This window comes from Undibacterium sp. TC4M20W, from assembly GCF_049340245.1.
GTDB lineage: Bacteria > Pseudomonadota > Gammaproteobacteria > Burkholderiales > Burkholderiaceae_D > Undibacterium.
The window spans coordinates 23206-42709 of sequence record NZ_JBMPPI010000011.1 but is presented as its reverse complement, the minus strand read 5'-3'; the positions used below and the strand labels follow the sequence as shown (position 1 = coordinate 42709).

18 protein-coding genes are annotated in these 19504 nt (G+C 51.9%); 8 read left to right on the top strand and 10 right to left on the bottom strand.

Annotation, left to right across the window (positions count from 1 at the left end; all coding sequences use genetic code 11):
* Nucleotides 1-3 precede the first annotated feature (3 nt).
* The 7 genes from ACO0LL_RS14985 to ACO0LL_RS14955 form a co-directional block, all read right to left on the bottom strand.
* Nucleotides 4-2370, bottom strand: a complete 2367-nt coding sequence (locus ACO0LL_RS14985; protein ID WP_422951652.1) for a protein kinase domain-containing protein — start codon at nt 2368-2370, stop codon at nt 4-6.
* A complete protein-coding gene (locus tag ACO0LL_RS14980; protein ID WP_422951651.1) occupies nt 2371-3027 on the bottom strand; it encodes a 4Fe-4S single cluster domain-containing protein in 657 nt (218 codons plus the stop codon).
* Complete coding sequence (locus tag ACO0LL_RS14975) at nt 3024-4871, bottom strand: AAA family ATPase (RefSeq protein ID WP_422951650.1); 1848 nt, start codon at nt 4869-4871, stop codon at nt 3024-3026. Before ACO0LL_RS14975 ends, ACO0LL_RS14980 begins: the two co-directional genes overlap by 4 nt.
* Nucleotides 4868-5938: a hypothetical protein gene (locus ACO0LL_RS14970; protein ID WP_422951649.1), complete on the bottom strand. Its 1071-nt coding sequence runs from the start codon at nt 5936-5938 to the stop codon at nt 4868-4870. Before ACO0LL_RS14970 ends, ACO0LL_RS14975 begins: the two co-directional genes overlap by 4 nt.
* A gap of 102 nt (nt 5939-6040) precedes the next feature.
* Nucleotides 6041-6616, bottom strand: a complete 576-nt coding sequence (locus tag ACO0LL_RS14965; RefSeq protein ID WP_422951648.1) for a hypothetical protein — start codon at nt 6614-6616, stop codon at nt 6041-6043.
* An 11-nt stretch (nt 6617-6627) separates the two neighbouring features.
* Nucleotides 6628-7278 (bottom strand): HAD-IA family hydrolase, encoded by a 651-nt coding sequence (locus ACO0LL_RS14960; protein WP_422951647.1) that lies wholly within the window; start codon nt 7276-7278, stop codon nt 6628-6630.
* Nucleotides 7275-7607, bottom strand: a complete 333-nt coding sequence (locus tag ACO0LL_RS14955; RefSeq protein WP_422951646.1) for an antibiotic biosynthesis monooxygenase family protein — start codon at nt 7605-7607, stop codon at nt 7275-7277. The genes ACO0LL_RS14960 and ACO0LL_RS14955 overlap by 4 nt, the downstream gene beginning before the upstream one ends.
* A gap of 392 nt (nt 7608-7999) precedes the next feature.
* Here ACO0LL_RS14955 and xdhA point away from each other — a divergent pair, with 392 nt between their 5' ends.
* The 5 genes from xdhA to ACO0LL_RS14930 all read left to right on the top strand — a co-directional run bounded on the left by xdhA (nt 8000) and on the right by ACO0LL_RS14930 (nt 14739).
* Nucleotides 8000-9481, top strand: coding sequence for a xanthine dehydrogenase small subunit (gene xdhA, locus ACO0LL_RS14950; protein ID WP_422951645.1), 1482 nt, complete (start codon nt 8000-8002; stop codon nt 9479-9481).
* 14 nt (nt 9482-9495) lie between these two features.
* Nucleotides 9496-11862 carry a xanthine dehydrogenase molybdopterin binding subunit gene (xdhB, locus tag ACO0LL_RS14945; RefSeq protein ID WP_422951644.1) on the top strand — a complete coding sequence of 789 codons (2367 nt, stop codon included), beginning with the start codon at nt 9496-9498 and terminating at the stop codon, nt 11860-11862.
* A 38-nt stretch (nt 11863-11900) separates the two neighbouring features.
* Complete coding sequence (gene xdhC / locus ACO0LL_RS14940; RefSeq protein WP_422951643.1) at nt 11901-13034, top strand: xanthine dehydrogenase accessory protein XdhC; 1134 nt, start codon at nt 11901-11903, stop codon at nt 13032-13034.
* Between the two features lie 125 nt (nt 13035-13159).
* Nucleotides 13160-14479 (top strand): guanine deaminase, encoded by a 1320-nt coding sequence (gene guaD / locus ACO0LL_RS14935; protein ID WP_422951642.1) that lies wholly within the window; start codon nt 13160-13162, stop codon nt 14477-14479.
* A gap of 71 nt (nt 14480-14550) precedes the next feature.
* Complete coding sequence (locus tag ACO0LL_RS14930; RefSeq protein WP_422951641.1) at nt 14551-14739, top strand: 4-oxalocrotonate tautomerase; 189 nt, start codon at nt 14551-14553, stop codon at nt 14737-14739.
* 180 nt (nt 14740-14919) lie between these two features.
* On the opposite strand, the gene ACO0LL_RS14925 is transcribed toward ACO0LL_RS14930, so the two are convergent.
* Nucleotides 14920-15942 (bottom strand): BMP family ABC transporter substrate-binding protein, encoded by a 1023-nt coding sequence (locus ACO0LL_RS14925; RefSeq protein ID WP_422951640.1) that lies wholly within the window; start codon nt 15940-15942, stop codon nt 14920-14922.
* A gap of 236 nt (nt 15943-16178) precedes the next feature.
* On the opposite strand from ACO0LL_RS14925, the gene ACO0LL_RS14920 reads away from it, so the two are divergent.
* The 3 genes from ACO0LL_RS14920 (at nt 16179) to ACO0LL_RS14910 (ending at nt 17655) form a co-directional block, all read left to right on the top strand.
* The gene (locus ACO0LL_RS14920; protein WP_422951639.1) at nt 16179-16613 is read left to right on the top strand and encodes a DUF6386 family protein; all 435 of its coding nucleotides are present in this window, start codon (nt 16179-16181) and stop codon (nt 16611-16613) included.
* A gap of 70 nt (nt 16614-16683) precedes the next feature.
* On the top strand, nt 16684-17163 hold the full coding sequence (locus ACO0LL_RS14915) for a DUF6985 domain-containing protein (RefSeq protein WP_422951638.1): 480 nt from the start codon (nt 16684-16686) through the stop codon (nt 17161-17163).
* 168 nt (nt 17164-17331) lie between these two features.
* A complete protein-coding gene (locus ACO0LL_RS14910; RefSeq protein WP_422951637.1) occupies nt 17332-17655 on the top strand; it encodes a hypothetical protein in 324 nt (107 codons plus the stop codon).
* Between the two features lie 116 nt (nt 17656-17771).
* Here the strand turns inward: ACO0LL_RS14910 and ACO0LL_RS14905 are convergent, their stop codons facing one another.
* The gene (locus tag ACO0LL_RS14905) at nt 17772-18170 is read right to left on the bottom strand and encodes an SMI1/KNR4 family protein (RefSeq protein WP_422951636.1); all 399 of its coding nucleotides are present in this window, start codon (nt 18168-18170) and stop codon (nt 17772-17774) included.
* Nucleotides 18171-18314: 144 nt separating this feature from the next.
* Nucleotides 18315-19430 (bottom strand): ABC transporter substrate-binding protein, encoded by a 1116-nt coding sequence (locus ACO0LL_RS14900; RefSeq protein ID WP_422951778.1) that lies wholly within the window; start codon nt 19428-19430, stop codon nt 18315-18317.
* Nucleotides 19431-19504: the final 74 nt, after the last annotated feature.

Sequence of the window (19504 nt, the reverse complement as noted above, 5' to 3'; positions counted from 1 at the left end):
AATTTATAGTTGCTCACCCAACTCGCGAATTTTGCGCATGCTCAAAAAATTAGGCAAGAAGCGCCAGGCGGCAAGGCCTGAGACCAGCAGCAATATCCAGTAAAAATTGCTCTTTCTGAAAAAGACAAGTGCGACGATGATGGCAATGGCCAGAAAAACCCGCATTTCTTGCCCTGCCCAGCCCTGGTTTTCTGTGCGTCTTGCCAGCAGTTGATTGAGCTCGCGGGATATTCCTGCGGCAATGTGTTCTACCCGCGATGCACTCTTCTTTGCTTCCTGCCATGCTGCTTCCGTGCTGGCTGAGGCGCGCAGTTTTTCCAGCAATACATAATACTCTTCCAGTGCCTTTTGCAAGTCTTCTACTGCGCTGTCAGGCAAGAGACTGTCAGTGGCAGCCGTGCGCAAGCTTTTGATACTTTGCAAGACTTCCTGCTTTATTGCTGCGGCGGCATCCTGCTCTGTGCTACGCAGCCAGGCATCGGCTTTTTGCTGGCGTTCAACGGCTTTTTGCGCCTCCGGCAACAGGGCTTCGAGCACCAGCAGCGAGGCCACTGGCATTTGCTTTATCTCACCCAATGCAGATAACCAGGGGCAATAAGCCTGTAGGCCGGCATAGGCGATCTGCAGGCGCTTGCGCAGGCGCTCAGGCCAGCGTTCATCATAGACCAGCGCCAGCACCCGGGCATGCAATCTATGCAGGGGGGCGCTGTCATCTGTCTGAAGGCCGTACATGAGTTTGTCGATATTGCCATGTTCCCCCGGCAATTGCTTGCTGGCATAGTCTTTCACGAGGCCAAAAGCTTCTTGCCAGGCCTGCTCGATTTGCTTGCAGCAAGCCTGCCATTTTTGCACTATGCTGGCGACCTCTTTGTTACCCGCATCGGCATAGGCTTCCAGCACGCCATAGTTGTACAACTGCTTCAGCCAGTTGCTGGCAGCTTCATCACCTTTCAATGAGCGGTTGGCATAGCCCAGTATCGCTGGCAGTTCTATGGTTTCACCGCGCCAGACCGGTGGTATGCCGGGTGCCAGATGCAATATCAGTCGCAATAGCTGTACATCGACCGAGAGCTTTTTATCCTGACGCATATCGAGCAAGACCCGCACCGCATTCTGGTCTTTTTGTACATCGCGAAACCAGGACAGCAATTGCGCATTCGAGATATCCCTGACGCCATCATCCCAGTTGCGGGCTAGCGCCACTGCCAGTTGTTCGCGGGTGTGGCACAGATACTGACCTATATGATACGGCTCACGAAAACCGCCCATGGCCATGGTTTCAACGGCATCTGGCAAGCTGGCATCGCGCGCCAGCCAGCGCATGATCTGATCCTCACCCCAGCGTTTTTTTGGATCACGCAACAGCAGGCCACGCAGCAGCTTGCGCAGATAGGCATCCGGCACGGCATTGAGTTCCAGTTCGCGCGTGGTCAGGTGGTGCAGGATCACGGCTTCTGACAAACCGGCAAATGGATGCTGGCCCAAAGCCAGTTCCAGCATGATCATGCCTAGTGCCCAGTAATCTGCTTTGGCATCGATGACGCCGGACAAGCTTTCTGGTGAGGCATAGGGCAGGGTGCGCGCCGTGCCAGTCAGTCTTTGCGTGGCGTCCAGCACGGATGAAATACCAAAGTCGGTCAGTATCAAATCCAGCGGCTGCACGGTGCGCACCAGGATATTTTCAGGCTTGAGGTCACGGTGGATAAGTCCTGCCTTATGCACACTGGCGATGGCCGTTGCCAGTTCACGCACTATACTTTCCAGCATGGCCGCATTTGGCAGCTTGTCTTGTACGAATTTTTTTAATGAGCCAAGCTCACAGTATTCCATGAGCTCATAGGCATGTCCGTCAGACACACCAGCTTCCAGCACGACTACGCGGTGTTCGGCTGGTACCGCTTGCAGCCTTTCACTGACTTCGGATTTGCCATGTATGCCGTGGCGATAAATCTTGGCGACACGCTGTATGGCAGAGGTATTTTCTGCTACCAGTAACAGTTCGGCCTCTGCTCCCAGGGTTGGCAGGTGATGTAGTATTTTGTAGCGATCACGCAGGGCTTGCGGCAGTGATAGCAGGCTATGAATTTGGCTGCTATCTTGAGTTGCTGGTTCCTTGCTCAGTGGGCGATTGCAATATACACATAGTTCACTACCTGGCGGATTACTTTGTTCGCAATCTTCATAACTGCAAATTAATTCTGTTGCTGTGACGGTGCTTGCTGGCTGCGTTATCTCAATTGATGGTTCTGCCTGCCCGCGTTTTTCCATCAAGTCCACACCCGACAGTAAAGTGCCGCAAACACAGCGCATGACTTCAGGCGCGTTGTCGGTTTCACAGGCGGGACAGCGGCGTATGTAAATCTGACTCACTCAGGGTCTCCAGCTTACACTATCAAAGCTCAAACCACGGCTGGCACATAATTGCTCGAGCGCCTGCATGTCACCACGCGCCGGTATGCCTACATACCATACACGCTGGCCATCTATCATGGTCTGTATGCGCTTGTCCTGTTCATCGATGGGAGCATCAACATAAGCCTGCATACGCGCCCTGGCGCGGTCTGACAACAGCACCAGCGGTTGATTGCCTGAGCCGCGCCAGGCCTGTGTCAGCGGCTTATTGACGATAAAAGGTTCGGGGATCAGGGCATCAAGTTTTTGCAGCAAGCCTGCATGTTTTTTTTGCAGAGTTGCGAATGGATAACCGCTATAGCAGAGTATGTCAAAATCCATCGCCGCACTGCTGCGCCAGTGATGCAGGCCATCCAGCAAGGCATGCAGGGCTTTGGGCTGCTCAAAAGGTTCGCCACCTGAGATGGTGATGCCATCAAATTGCCCGGCACTGACTTCGCGGCACCAGCTCAGCAAACCAGCGACTGTCATTTCCTTGCTGCCATCCCTGGCCCAAGTATCTTGCGAGACACAGCGCTTGCAAGCTATGCTGCAACCCTGTACCCATATACCGATGCGCCGCCCCGGCCCGAGCACGGTGACCGGGAAATGCGCTTTATTGATGGCAATCTTCATGCTAATTGCAGGCTCAGGCTGATGACTTTATCGGCTTCGGTAATTGCCGTTACGGTGACACGCTGCTTGCCTGTCAGTTCCTGTTCAAACAGGGCGCGCGACAAGGGGTTGATGAAATTCGATTCGAGCTGGTTGCCTATGCCACGGCCACCATTGCTGAGGTCACGTATGCAACGTGCCAGCAATTCATCGCGCACTGTTGTTGGCATGGCCAGTTGCAGTTTGAGTTCTTCCTGCAAACGGCGTGCCACATTGCGTAGCATGCCATCAAAAATTTTAGCGGCGACTTCAGCAGAAATAAAATCAAAGACCACGATATTGTCACCGATGCGGTTCAATAATTCTGGCCGTGATAAATTGAATTTGAAATAATTGCCTATGGCTGCACGCACCTTGAATTCCACGGTTTCATAGCTATCACCTGGTTTGACATTTTCATGGCGTTGCCCGTGATTGTCTTCTACATAGATACCAAGGTTGGAAGTGAAGATCAAAATGGTTTCAGAAAAATACGCAGTGTCGCCACGGCCATCGGTGAGGCGGCCATCTTCGAGTATCTGCAAGAATTTATCGAGTATGCGCGGATGGGCTTTTTCGATTTCATCAAACAGCACGACAGAAAAAGGTTTTTGCCTGACGGCGTTGGTGAGTTCGCCACCAGCTTCAGAATCGACGAAACCCAGTTGGGCGCCGAGCAACCTGGCACTGGTATGTTCTTCTGAAAATTCACTCATGTCAAAACGTGAGTAAGCAGCTTCATCACCAAACACCAGTTGCGTCAGGGTCTTGGCCAGCTCGGTTTTACCGACGCCAGTGGGCCCAGCAAAAAACAATACCCCGCGTGGCCTGCTACCAAGCGAGCGTGTCTGCGCACCTGTCAGACTCATGACAGAACGTTTCAGAATATCCAGGGTCTTGATGACAGCAGGACGCTGACCTTTGACACGGTCTTCGATGAAATTTTCAGCATCGCGTATCTTGTCACGCAGGTATTCCTTGCGCCAGGGATTATCCAGCACCCCAACTTTATAGCAGCGTACTGCATCATCTATATCACTGATAGCGAGTTTTTGCCGGTCCGCCAGCTCAGTGATATCTGCCAGGGCAGACAGGGACATGCCATCCGTTCCTTCAGTAAAAGCTTTGACGAATTGGGTGCGGACATCAGCTTTCGCATCAGCAAACCCGGCAAACAAGGGTGCCAGTTGTTGTGCCGCAGCCTGGCGCATTTCAAAGTCGGGTTTGCCGATATGCAGGGTCGCAATCCGCTCGCTATCGAGCGTGAACCAGGATGGCAAATCCTGCGCACGATTAACCAGCCACAGTATGGGATTGTATAACGGTACCCCACCATTCTGACGCGGGACTATGGCAGAGGCATTCAGCGAGATTTTTTCTGCGGCGACAAAGAAGCGGTGTTCAGCCTCACTCAACTGCTCAGGCTTGCGGCTGATGCGTGAGGCAAAATCCAGCACCAGAGCGCAACGCACTTCGCGTTCTGCACTGATTTTTTTCATCAGCTTGCTCAGGCTTTCCAGGCTCATTTGCTGACAACCATCTGCCAGCTTCACATCGAACAGGCGGGCGGCCAGATCACGCTGCGCCGCTTCGTCAGGATAGACACGCAAGCCATCGACAGGGTCATACGCAAGTAAAAGGCTGTAGTCCTGGTTTTTTAAAAATTCCCACAAGGCCCTGTTGAAAGGCACCAGGGTGGCACTGCCAGAGGCGGCATCAAGCGGCAATAGAAAACTGTCGCGTATGCTGCCAGAAACCACATACTGGGATCGTATAGGCAGCAGGCGCTGCAAGTCTTGCAGCCAGCGTATGTCAGGTACATTCATGGCAATTTATTGCTACGTTGTTGTGTGTGGCTTTCGATTTGCTCTTCTTCTGCAAATCGCGGCAGCTTGTCTTCCACGACCAGTTGCACTGGCAATTCTCCGGCCTGCAATAGCCGTGTCACCTGCATGTGTATGCCACGCGCTTCCAGTGCTGCCATCAGAGTCGGGAATTCACTGCACCAGCGGTCTTCTGCCAGATGGTCAAGCACGCTGCGTTCATTTTCACCCTGTTTGACAGAGCGGATAACATTGAAATTGGCTTGCCCGGTCTTGGCATCCATGCGCATGCGCACCATGTATTTGTCCCAGCTGTTGCGGCGAAAATGAACGGTGCCGCCTTCTACAAACAGGGTGTGGGATATCTCTTCAACCTGGTAGCCAAGGTCTTTCAACGTCTGCTCGAGTATCAGGGCCTGGGCTTCATCTACCTGACATTTTTTCTCGGCTTCCAGCAGGTTCTGGATATGCAGACGTAAATCGCTGGCAAGCAGGTCTGCCCGCTCGCCGGGCAGGGCTATTTCCAGCTCTCTTGCCAGTCCTGCGATATCTTCTGGTAATTGTGACAGGTGGGCGACGCGTTTCAGCAGGCGCGCCAGCCGGTCTTGCGGCAGAGTTGCACTGCTGGCCGTTGCCACATCAAAATCTGTCTGATCAAAGAGGGCATCGGCCCGTCTGGCAGACTCTTGCAAAAGCACAGGTCTGAGCTTATACACCAGTGCCTGCAAGTGACGCAGGTAAGTAATGATTTCCTGCTCATCCACTCCTGGTGGAGACAGCGGACGAATCGCCTGTACCTGATCACTGCAGCCTATTTTTTCAGCCAATAGCAGTAGATCAGCATAGTCTTGCGCTGTCGTTTGCAATTGCTGCTGCAAAGCCTGTTGACTCAAGCCAGTTGCAGCACGCAGGCGTTCTTGCAGAATGGCTTGCTGCTCATTCTGTTGCGTGCGCAAGAGCCCGGCATCCTGATGCGCCTGCTTGACAGCCATGGCAGCACGTATGCCTACTGCTGACAGCAAAACCCGCATCGCATCGGCTCTGGTCAAAACGGTGGTAGGACCGCTCATAAGCCCTGTTCAGGAAGTTGCAAGAAAACATAATATAGCATGCACAAGAAGACCCTCGCCATGGGCTGCAGGCTTATGCTGCCGCCTTACTGGATTACAGGCTTATTGGAACACACAGTAACCAGCAATCAGCCAGCGCTGATCGACTTTGACGAACTTGAATTCAGCTTCCCACTGATAAGGCGAGACTACGGTGACGCTGGCTTTGTCACCGTCCAGCTTGATGGCCTTAGCCTTGATTTTCTTGATGAAAGAGCTCTTGTACTCATATTCCTGGGCACAAAAGAAGATGTCCATGTCTTCTGTTTCCATCAGCGGCCCACGGCCATCCTTGGCCATCTGGGCAAATTCGGCATCGGTATAAGCCTTGAATTGCTGCTGGTACTTGCCATAGTAACGCTCCAGCGCCGCCGGAAAGTCAGGTGCAAAATAGCCGGAAGCCATGAACTTGCCACTGAAAGCCTTGAGGTTTTTGGTATCCAGCTGAAATTTCTTGCTGCCCGCAATATCCTTGATTTGCGGCTGCAGGGCCGAGACCTGTTTACCATTTTTCAGTACCCAGCCATAAAAACCCTGCACGCCAGCCATCAAAGCCTGTTCATCCTGGTTACTTGCTTTGACTATTGGTGCCTTGCTCAATAAAGCGGCAAGCAGAACTATGCTGAGACCGGTTTTCATATTTGCAGCCTTCATGAGTAGATTTGCAGATTCGACAATAAGAATGGTAACTCATTCATGCTGAAAAATCGTGGTACCTGTGGATAAGTCGCCACCTGTCCCGCATCGCCAAACCAGCACGCTTGCATACCTGCCGCGATGGCGGCTTGTATGCCTACCTCGCTGTCTTCAATCACGACGCAATCTGCCGGTGCAAAACCCATTTGCCTGGCAGCGTGTAAAAACAAATCTGGCTCTGGCTTCCAGGAAGAAATGTCATACGAGCTGAAGATATGATCACCAAAAAACTTGCTCAGTCCGGTCAGACTTAATGCTCTCCTGATTTTCTGCTGCGGCCCGGCAGATGCAACGCACATGGGTAAATCCAGTTGTTGCAAAACTTCGACAACACCAGAAAAAACCTGCAAGGATTCGTCGAATAGCAAATCGACGGTGTGCCGGTAGCTGTGGATAAAGTCCTCATCCAGACACAAGCCATGCTGCAGCGACAAGGCACTACAAATATCCGCCAACTTGCGGCCACGAAACCGCTGTGTCAGATCAGCGAGATTTTCTTCTACGCCGTAGCGCTTCAATTCTTTCTGCAAACCCAGGTTGCACAGGCTCTCGCTATCTACCAGCGTGCCATCACAATCAAAAATCAGGCAGATAGGTCTATTCATTCGTGAGTGCGGATGGTGACACAGGGATGTTCCAGCTTGCCGTCACCATAAGTACGCAAGACCTCAGCCACAACAACCTGGTAACCATCGAGCCAGTTAGCCTGGGCAGCTTTGGCTTGCTGGTGTATGGGATTGGCAATCAAGGCCTGCAAGGCTTCCAGACTATCCCAGTAATATACATTGGAAATCTGGCCCGTAGCGGTATTCTCCCAGGCCTCTTCACCGAGATAACCGGGCGTGGCTTTCGCCAGAGAGGCAATTTGCTCATCCAGCGCATAAAAAACATCATCGTACTGTTTTTTCTTGAAAGTGAACGTAGAGGTGTACATGCGCAAGCCCGGCTGATTAAATGAGTTGCAAATCATACATAAATTTGTAGCCTTTTTGAGCTTTTAATTCATGGTTGATCATGGTCTGAATATTGACCGTTGCTCCAGGCAAGGCTGGGGCCTATGCCAGACGTCGGAACTCAAGCCCAGAGCAGAGTATATTGTTTGTTCAAGCCAGTATATAAAAACCGTGATATCCCACATTTACGCCCTGGCCTGCGCTTTTCCCCGTACTGTCTATACTGAATACTGACAAGGCTTTCCAGCCTGCCAGGGTGTTTGTCTGGTGTTTTATATTTTGAGCCGCAGATAAGCTACATCATTTTATGCATATAGATGTCAGCGGCGCGGATGCTAACCTCGCCCCATAAGAATTTCATACCGGAGCATTCATGTCTGACCCTATTCGTTTCTATTACCAAGGCCAAATCCAGCAAGTCAGCAATGCCGCGCCTACGCGCACGTTGTTGCAGCATCTGCGTGAAGACCTGCATTGCACCGGCACCAAGGAAGGCTGTGCTGAAGGCGATTGTGGGGCCTGTACAGTTGTCGTTGGGGAAATGAAACATGGTCAGCTGGAATTGCAGTCAGTTAATTCCTGCATACAATTCCTGCCTACCCTCGATGGCAAGGCAGTTTTTACCGTAGAAGACTTGCAACAAAAGAATGGTGAACTGCATCCTGTGCAACAGGCGCTTGTGGAATGCCATGGCTCGCAATGTGGCTTTTGCACACCAGGGTTTGCCATGTCCCTGTGGAGCCTGTACCTGAAAAAAGAAGGGGATACTGTCCCGCCATGCCGCAAGGAGATAGACGAAACCCTGTCCGGCAACCTCTGCCGTTGTACAGGCTACCGCCCCATCATTGATGCCGCCAAGCGCATGGGTGAATTGCCTGCGGCTGAGTTTGACCGTGCGGCTGTCATCAGCGGCTTGCAAGGTTTGCAGCGTGGCGAGATGTTCAGCTATACGACTGATGCCCAGACTTTCTACGCGCCGCGCACTTTGCAGCAACTGGCTGAAGTGCGTGAAGCTAATCCCAAGGCCACCATACTGGCAGGTTCTACCGACGTCGGCCTGTGGGTGACCAAGCAAATGCGCGACCTGGGCAATATCATTTATGTGCGTGAAGTTGATCAGTTAAAGCATATCAAGACCGTGGATGGCATGCTGGAGATAGGTGCCGCCGTGTCACTGAATGATGCCTATGGTGCAGTTTGCCAGCATTACCCGGATGAACTGACCGAGATGTGGCAGCGTTTTGCTTCGCAGCCCATACGCAATACCGGCACGCTCGGTGGCAGTGTCGCCAATGGTTCGCCGATCGGGGATTCTGCACCGTGGATGATTGCCCTTGGCGCTGAGATCGTCCTGCACAGTGTGCGCGGCCAGCGCGTTATGTTACTGGAGAGTTTTTACCTCGACTATATGAAAAAAGATATGCAGCCCGGCGAATTTGTCGCTGCCGTGCGCATACCCTTGCCCAAGGCCGGGCAGCAATTCCGTACCTATAAACTCGCCAAGCGTTATGACCAGGATATCTCTGCCGTCTGCGCCGCTTTTGCAATTAACCTGGATGGTGACATCGTGCGAGATGCGCATATCGCTTTCGGCGGCATGGCCGCTACCTCGCGCCGCGCACCGTTGGCAGAAGCAGCCTTGAACGGGCAAGCCTGGAATGAAGCGACTGTGAAAAATGCCATGGCCTTTCTGGCGCAGGATTACACACCGCTGACCGATATGCGTGCCAGCAATACCTACCGCATGCAGACAGCACAAAATCTCTTGCGCCGTTTCTGGCTGGAGACGCGTATAGATGCGCCGCTGAAACTGCAGGCCATCAATGTCTTTGCCCCCGTCACCGTCACAGCTTGAGCTCAGGAGAAAACATGAATACCCAAACTGAAGCTTTTCTGACCGACAAAAACCTTGCCAAAGACAATGCAGACTGGGCAGAGGTAGGCAAATCACATCCGCATGAATCCGCAGTGCTGCATGTGCTGGGTGAGGCGCGTTATACCGACGATATACCTGAAGTGCAGGGCACCTTGCATGCCGCGCTTGGCTTGTCGTCCAAGGCGCATGCGAATATTGTGTCCATGAATTTTGATGCAGTCAAAAGCGCACGTGGCGTCGTGGCGGTCTACACCGCCAAGGATATCCCCGGCACCAATGACTGCGGCCCCATCATCCACGATGACCCTATCCTGTCAGAAGGCCTGGTGGAATATGTGGGCCAGCCCATCTTCATCGTCGTCGCCGACACGCATGACAATGCGCGCCGTGCCGTGCGCAAGGCCGAGATAGTCTATGACGAATTGCCTGCGATACTGACACCGCAAGAAGCGAAAAAAGCCCAGTCCTTCGTCTTGCCGCCCATGCGTTTGCAGCGTGGTGATGCGCAGGCTGCGTTCGAACGCTCACCGCGCCGCGTCAAGGGTGAATTGTATGTAGGTGGGCAAGAACAGTTCTACCTCGAAGGCCAGATTTCTTACGCGATACCGAAGGAAGACCGTGGCATGCTGGTCTTGTGCTCTACCCAGCACCCCAGCGAAATGCAGCATGTGGTTGCCCACGCGCTTGGTGTACACAGCCATAACATCGTGGTTAAATGCCGCCGCATGGGTGGTGGCTTTGGTGGCAAGGAATCGCAATCGGCATTGTGGGCAGCAGCAGCGGCGATTTCTGCCGTCCACCTGAAACGCCCGGTCAAGCTGCGTGCTGACCGTGATGACGACATGATGGTCACTGGCAAACGCCATTGCTTCCATTATGATTATGAAGTCGGTTATGACGATGAGGGCCGCATCATTGCCGCCAGGGTAGAGATGGTCTCGCGTGCCGGTTTCTCGGCCGATTTGTCTGCACCGGTAGCAACCCGCGCTGTCTGCCATTTCGACAATACTTACTACCTTGGAGACGTCGATATCCGCGCCATGTGCGGCAAGACCAATACCCAGTCGAATACCGCCTTCCGTGGTTTTGGTGGCCCGCAAGGGGCGATTGCGATTGAATACATCGTCGACAATATCGCCCGCGACCTGAACAAGGATGCGCTTGAAATACGCAAGATCAATTTCTATGGCCGTAATGACGCAGAGGGGCGCAACATCACCCAGTATGGCCAGAAGGTTGTTGATAACGTCATCCATGAACTGGTGGCAGAACTTGAAACCAGCAGTGAATACCAGCAACGCCGTGCTGACATCAAGGCTTTCAATGCCAGCAGCCTCGTCCTCAAAAAAGGCCTGGCACTGACGCCGGTTAAATTTGGTATCGCCTTCAACGTCACCCATCTGAACCAGGCTGGTGCTTTGGTACACATCTATACCGATGGCTCGGTGCTCGTCAACCATGGTGGTTGTGAAATGGGGCAGGGCGTGAATACCAAGGTCTGCCAGGTAGTCGCCCATGAACTGGGCCTGAACCTGGACAAGGTGCGCGCTACTGCCACTGACACCAGCAAGGTTGCCAATACCTCGGCCACGGCTGCTTCGACGGGTGCAGATTTGAACGGCAAGGCCGCGCAAAACGCCGCGCATACCCTGCGCCAGCGCCTGGCTGAATTTGCAGTAAAGACTTATGGTGGCGAACTGGCAGACATACGCTTTGCGGCGGGCCTGGTCAGTGTCAATGGCCTGGATATCCCGTTTGAAGCCTTGGTGCAAAAAGCTTATCTGGCGCGGGTGCAATTATGGTCTGACGGTTTTTATGCGACACCGGGTTTGCACTGGGACCCCAAGACCATGAGTGGTAATCCTTTCTCTTACTATGCCTACGGTGCCTCAGTGTCTGAAGTCATTGTCGATACCCTGACCGGTGAATGGAAACTCCTGCGTGCCGATGCGCTCTACGATGCTGGCAATTCACTGAACCCCGCCATCGATATCGGCCAGGTAGAAGGCGCCTTCATACAAGGAATGGGCTGGCTGACGACAGAAGAATTATGGTGGAACAAGGGCGGCAAGCTGATGACGCATGCGCCTTCGACTTACAAGATACCAGCGATTTCTGATTGCCCTGAAGACTTCCGCGTCAGCCTGTTCAAGAACCGCAATGTGCAAGACAGCATACACAGATCCAAGGCCGTCGGTGAGCCACCGCTGTTGTTGCCGTTTTCTGTTTTCTTTGCGATACGTGATGCGATTGCCAGCGTGGCAGATTATCGCTATAACCCGCCACTGAATGCACCGGCAACCAGTGAAGCGATTTTGTCGGCCATCAATGGCGTAGAAGCCATGGCTGCTGCCAGCTAAGATAAAGTCAGACATAAAGTGAGACAAGCGAGTTCATCATGAAGCTTTGGTTAAATGCAATTGCCACACAATCCGCCCCAAAGATACTGGTGACGGTTGCCACGGTATTGGGTTCCGGCCCGCGTGAGCCGGGTGCCAAGATGCTGGTCACCGCAGATGAATTATTCGATACCATAGGTGGTGGACATCTGGAAATGAAGGCAACAGAAATTGCCCGCAGCATGCTGGCCATGCCCGAAAGCCAACTTGCCGCCCAGCGCCGCTTTGAACGTTTCCCGCTAGGCCCCAGCCTGGGCCAATGCTGCGGCGGTGTCGTACACCTGGCCTTTGAACGCGTGCAGGCTGATAGTCTGGCTTACTTGAATTGCCTGAACCAGCGCTGGCGTCTGGGGCAGGATAGCTGGCGTTTGCTGGCGCTGGACAGTGCGCAAGAACCAAGCCTGTGCGATGCCAATGGCACCCACCTGACAGGCCCGGCCTGGCCTGCGGGTTTGCCGGTGCAAATCGATACCAGCAATCCCTGCCACGTCTTGACTGATGCAGCAGGCCAGCGCTGGCTGCTCGATTCCTGCCTCGCTTACCGCGCCCACCTGATGTTGTTTGGTGCCGGTCATGTTGGTGCCGCCATAGTGCGTGCCATGGCTGACCTGCCTTGCCGTATCACCTGGGTCGATGAACGCGAAGACATGTTTTCTACCAGGCTGGCAGCCAATGTCACGGTAGAAGCGACGGATACACCAGAAGCCCTGATTGTCAAAGCCGCTCCGGGCACATCCTTCCTGGTGCTCACACATAGCCATGCACTGGACGAGAAACTGTCTGAACATATCCTGCGCCTGCCGGATGTAGGCTGGTTTGGCCTCATAGGCTCGCAAACCAAGCGCGTACAGTTTGAGCGCCGCCTGCGTGAACGTGGTATACCGGCTACCCGCCTCAATGACATGGTCTGCCCCATAGGTTTGCCCGGCATACACGGCAAGCAACCGGCAGTGATCGCCGCCTCCGTCGTCGCCCAGCTCTTGCAGGTCTGGGAAGAGCATGAAATCCACCAGCAAAAAGAACTCAGCCGCGTGCTTGCGCGCATAGGTGCGGAAGCGAGCCAGCATGTTTCTGCTGCCGCACAGACAGAAAAAATGGTCGCAGATGAACGACACTTGCTGGCTAAGCGTTAAACTCTCGCTGTTAGCGCTTAGCACCCACCAGAACAATGCGAATGTGATGCCAGACCGGCAGACTTGATGAACAAGTCGTGGTCTGGCTTGATTGCGCCTGCAAGACAGAATTCAGAAAGACCATGATGAGCAATATTTCAAATAAAAACACGCTGCAAGCTTACCGCGCCAGTGTGCTGCATTTCCAGCAAGACCCTGCCTTTCATGAGCAGGCTTATGCCTGGCATGAAGATGGCCTGTTGATCGTCGAAGACGGCAAGATCGTCGCCGCCGGCGAGTATGTGCAATTGCATGCCAGCCTGCCTGAAGGGACAGAGGTCATCGATTACCGTGGCAAACTCATTGTGCCGGGTTTTATCGATACCCACATCCATTACCCCCAGACTGACATGATCGCCTCGCCAGCGCCCGGTTTGCTGCCCTGGCTGGAGACTTATACCTTCCCGACTGAACGTCAGTTTGCAGACATCAATCACAGCGCCCAGGTCGCGCATTTTTTCATTGATGAGTTGCTGCGCTCAGGCACCACGACAGCCATGGTGTATTGCACCGTCCATCCAGAATCCGTCGAAGCCTTTTTTGCCGAGAGTGAAGCACGCAATCTACGCATGGTGGCAGGCAAGGTCCTGATGGACAGAAATTGCCCTGAATTCCTGCGCGACACTGCCGAGGGTGGCATACGCGACAGCGAAACCCTGATCAAGAAATGGCATAAGCGTGGCCGCCAGTTGTATGCGATCACCCCACGCTTTGCACCTACCTCCAGCGATGCGCAAATGCAGCTCGCTGGCGAACTGGCGCAGGCTTATCCCGATACCTTTTTGCAGACCCATGTTGCAGAAAATACCGATGAAGTGGCCTGGGTCAAAGCACTGTATCCAAAAGCCCGCAGCTATCTCGATGTGTATGACCAGTACGGCATGCTGCGCCCGCGTGCCATGTACGGCCATTGCATCTGGCTCGACGATGCCGACCGTGCGCGCATGGCAGAGACGCAATCAGCGGTGGCGATGTGCCCCACTTCCAATCTCTTCCTTGGCAGTGGCCTGTTCAATTTTGAACGCGCCGATGCCCAGCAAGTCAGCCTGTCACTGGCCACCGATGTCGGTGGTGGCACTTCATTCTCCATGTTGCGCACCATGAATGAAGCCTACAAAATGGCACGTCTGGGAGGTACTTACCTGCCTGCGCTGCGCATGTTTTACCTGGCAACCCTGGGCGGTGCACGCAGCATGCAACTCGAAGGCACGATAGGTAATTTCGTCAAGGATGCAGAAGCCGATTTCATCGTGCTTGACCCGCAGGCCACACCTTTGCTGGCACGCCGTACCGGGCATACCGAGAGTCTCGATGAATTGCTGTTTGCCTTGGGAATGCTGGGCGATGACCGCACAGTAGCTGCCACTTATGCAGCAGGCAAACTGGTACATCAGCGACAGTTGTGAAAATCTTGTCTGACTGATTTATGATGGTGGGCATTGTTCATTAACTGTTCAACACCTTTTAAGGAAAAACCATGCCCACCATCAATGTACAAATGTTTGAAGGCCGTACGCTGGAGCAAAAGCGTGCTTTTGTCAAAGCTGTTACCGAAGCCAGTGCCCAGACCCTGGGTTGCTCCCTCGATGCTGTTGATATCATCATCCAGGAAATCAAGCGCGAAGACTGGGCGTCTGGCGGGATTTTGTGGTCGGACAAGAAATAGAATCTGAATAAATTCAAGTCAAGAAGTCTTGGTAGGGTGCGCCATGCGCACCATTTTTTGACGCAGGCATAAGCTTCTTTGAATGAAGCCATACTTCTCCTGAGATTTTTGACGACAAGGGCGGTGCGCACGGCGCACCCTACTTGCGCCTCTTGCACACGCACTTTTCCATACAGCTTCTCATTCCACTTTCAACTTGCCCTTGATAATCGCCTGACTGGCTTCACGCAGTTTTTGCAGCACAGGCCGCTGGCGCAGGATATCGCAATCAGAATATGCGGCATCGGTGCTGATACCGGTCAGTGATACTGCGCCTTCCTTCAAACCATATTCTATTCTGGTTGCAGTTGATCCACCCAGGATGGCAGCGACCGCCAGGCTGATGGCCGTATCACCATGTACCTGCGTATTGTCGATAACCTTGCCTGCAGTTTTGGTGCACTGGTTGACATAGCTGCCTATCGCCCGTGCCTTGCCATTACCAGCAAGCGCCTTGAATACGCCATTATTGCTGCTGCCAGCCGCCGCATAAATGATATCCACACCGTCAGCCAGCATGCTCTTCGCCAGCGCCTCGGCACGCGCTGTGTCATTGAAGGGCTGGCCGCCTTCTATCCAGACGATATGGTTCAGGTCAGCATCCGGCCTGACGGACTTCGCACCGGCGATAAAGGCATCCACAGGTTTCTGCTTCAGCGGCGTCTTCACTGCACCTATGACACCTATCTTGCCACTGGCTGATACCAGCGCCGCCTCCATGCCCGCCAGATAGCTGGCTTCACTTTCGCGAAAGCTGATGCAGAGCAGATTCGGTGGTGGATTAGCAATGCACTGTTCCAGCATGACGAAGCGAACGTTAGGTGCAGTGCGTGGCACGGTATCGAGCAGTTCCCTGAATTCATAGCCTATCATGACAATGATATTCGCTCCCAGCCTGGTGGCATTTTCCAACTGCTTTTGCCTGCCTGCACGGTCAGCCTGGCTGGCCAGGGTAGTGGCTTGCATCTGGTACATCTGCGCTTCCTGTTTGATGCCATCACTGCCTTGCTGCAGGTAGGGGTCATCGTTGTCGGGAACCGGGCGTACGTAGAAAATCTTTTGTGCTTCTGCGGCTTGGGCTGCGCTGTTTGTCATGCTGATCATGAGGCTCATGATCAGTAGCACTGCCCTGATGATTGTGGTGTTGCGGATGCGGGTTTGCATGGTCGTCCGCCAGGTATTTTTCTGCTGGCTTCGGGGTCAGCATGAGGTTTTATCTTGGAGGAAAATTTTGCTTATTCAGAGTATTGAGGACAATATTGGATATGGGTTTGGGGGAATAGTGAGGGAGGGTGCTTGTGCTAGGTGTGATATCTATGTACTCAACTGATTACTGCGCTAGAATTTATGGAACTCCAAGCACGCTGGTGATTAATTTAAACTGAATTGAAGAATTTTCTATGTATACTTTTGAATTTGTGACTGACACTGCGACTATGTGTGTTTTTGACTTGGCGTGTTTGAAACATCGTCTTGAAGAAGATGCGGATTGGTGGAGTATTCCAAGTGCTGAAATTCAGGAAGTGAATAACGGTAATGTGGCTTTTTTGAATTTAGAAAGTGATGGTAAATACTCTGTCTCTATCGTCGATACTATAGACGAGCCGGATATGAGCGTAAATTTGAAGTTTAATTCTGGACGAGTGTTTTTTGGTTCTGCTGAAGAAGTGAGCAGTGATGGATTAGAGCCTGAAGCCTTAAGAGGTGGAATATTCCTTGAGTTTCCTGTTGGACTTTATGCTTTGCATATTAAGAAAACTGGGTTTTCAATATCACTTGCGATAGAGATTTCTGACATCAGTACCAACTCATTTTTCAGTGTCGTGCGAATTTGAAATACTATTCATTTAGCACAGGGGGAGTCGCCACTACGTGCGTTGATATAAAAAAGTGTGGGAACGAATAGTGAAAAAACTAAAGGACCGGGTACTAGGTGACCTCAATTATGATTATGGTTGGACTCGACCATATCGTTGTATTTTTTTGGGTAAAGCAATAAGCGTCAACCTTGCTATACCTTGTGATGAGGACGATGAAATTGAATCTAGTCAGCGAGAGGCCTTTCAGCGGTTTGACGAAAAAGCAGACTTATTTCTTGCACAAGCTGAAGAGGCTATATTTGATTACTACCAAGATAATTGCCAGGAATATAGAGAAAGATTTGGCATCGAATTTGCTGATGAACTGGCTCCAATTATTCACAGTCCATCACAACTAGGCACTATCGTCTTACTAACTGAAATTATTATTCAACACTCGTTTGGCGCAAATGAAAGAATAGTTGGCTTGCTTTATGATTGCTCATGGGAGCCGTCGCTGGGGCTGGCAGTAAAATTTGTTGATGAATGTTTGGATGAAGTAGGAGTTCAGGATATAGTTCTTTGATGTTATCTATGGTTTTTAGGAATGTTTGATTACACAGACGATGATTAGTGCAGGCGAAAATCATGTGCATGTCCATGATCGCATGAAAAGACACATAGCTAATCACCCCTGTGCGCTAATTGTAGTGGTCAAGTATTTAGTAGAAAATTTGGTATTTAAGGAGATATCTTGAACTCAATTCTGGAAAGTCAGGCAAAAATAGATTTTGATATAGCCAATGCTTTGATCATGGCTACACCAGAGTCATGGACTTCTGCGGAAATGGAAGTTGAAAGAGATGAAAGTAATGGTACTGAAAAAATCTCAGTTCTTATTTTTAATAAGGAGGGGCGTAAAGAGATTGTTCAAGGTACTGACGATATCTACGATGGTCTCTATAAGCTGTCAGGGCTATTAAAGGACAGTGATGCGGAAATATGGGTGCGGGCCTTTTACTCGATTGCAATGGACGATAATGAACATTGGAAATATAAAGTTAAATTTGAATATTAAATTGTCGGCGCGCGCTCTAAATTAGATATGGAAGCAAAGCTAGGATAAGAACTGCAATAGGGATACTGGCTAGAATTTATTCTTTACCCATTAATTCTTTTTGAGATTAATTAGTCTCACAGTTGCGTGATCATTTCTCGAATGAACGTTTGAAAGTTTGGAGCAACGACGCTGACTTGCAAGTCTAAGGGTGTGACTTCAACGACACGCCAGGCTTCGTCGGTTTTGAAGCCAGCATTGAAGCCTTGAAAATCGTCGCCAAAAAAAAGAATATTTTCAACTTGTTGACGATCATCACCGTAGATAAAATCCGGATCAATCAAACCGGAATACAAGCTGTATTGACTATCTCCAATTGTCCCGGCACCAATTGAAGTCAAGAATTCTACATAGTCGGATGGCAATTCGCCATGAGTACGCTGATTTTCTTGAATCCTAACTGGGTCAACTGGCTTCAACTTTCCTAACAATGCGCCAACATTTAGCAAGTGCGATAAATCAGAATATTGACTCATTTTTCTTTCACTTATCAAATGGTTTACGCAGCAGAGTAACAACGGTTCAAGGCTGACTCTTCATATGATCTAGTTTGCGGGCGATTACGCAAAGCTAATCGCCCCTACTATCATGTACCAGTTAGAAAATTTTTTCGCCTTGCTTTACTCCGCCTGATAAACCCATTTCCCACCCTTGATCTGCACCATGACACGCGCCCTTTGATCGAGGCCGAGGTGATCAGATTTGCTCATGTTGACAACACCGTTGGTAGTCGCCAGACCCTGCGTCGCTTCCAGGGCATCGCGCAAGGCTGCGCGGAATTCTGGTGTGCCGGGCGCGGCTTTTTTCAAGGCGACGGGGATGGCTTGTTGCAGCAGCAGGCCAGCGTCCCATGCATAGGAGGCGAATGCGGCCAGGCTGCCTGCGCCGTAAGTGGTTTCAAATTTAGTGGAAAAATCCAGGGCAGCTTTTTTGACAGGGTTGTTGTCGGCCAGTTGTCTGGCGACCATGACCGGGCCGGTGGGCAGGAAAGTGCCATCGCAGTCTTTGCCGCAGACGCGCAGGAAGTCGCTGTTGGCGACGCCGTGGTTGTGGTAGATGCGGCCTTTGTAGCCGCGTTCTGCCAGGGTTTTTGGAGGCAGGGCAGCGGGTGTGCCTGAAGCGCCGACGACGATGGCGTCGGGGTTGCCAGACATCAGTTTCAAGACCTGGCCGACCACGCTGTTGTCATTGCGGCTGAAGCGTTCTGTCGCCACGACCTTGATCTTTTTGAGCTCGGCATACTTCGTCACTTCGACCAAAAAGGCTTCACCAAGGGCGTCCGAAAAACCGATGAAGCCCATGGTCTTGACACCTTTTTTGCTCATGTCTTCGGCAATTGCAATCGCCATCATGGTGTCGGTCTGTGGCGTCTTGAACATCCAGGCTTTATTCGCATCCATGGGTTCTATGATGCGGTTGCTGGATGCGAGGCTGATGGCCGGAGTCTTGCCTTCACCGATGACGCCGAGCATAGCGAGGGAGTTGGGCGTAGTGGTCGAGCCTATGATGGCATCGACTTTTTCTTCCGATATGAGCTTGCGGGTATTGGTCACGGTTTGCGTCGTGTCGGAGGCATCATCTAGGATGATGTAGTCCACTTTTTTACCTGCGATTTCTTTAGGCAGCATGGCAATCGCATTTTTCTCGGGGATGCCCAGCGAAGCTGCCGGGCCAGTAGATGAAATGGTCACGCCTATCTTGATCTGTGCCTGCGCATTGATACTGGCACAGAGCATGATTGCCGCAGCTGCGAGCAGGCTTTTTTTGATGTGGGTATTTGTCTTCATTTTGTCTCCGTATTTTTGTTGTG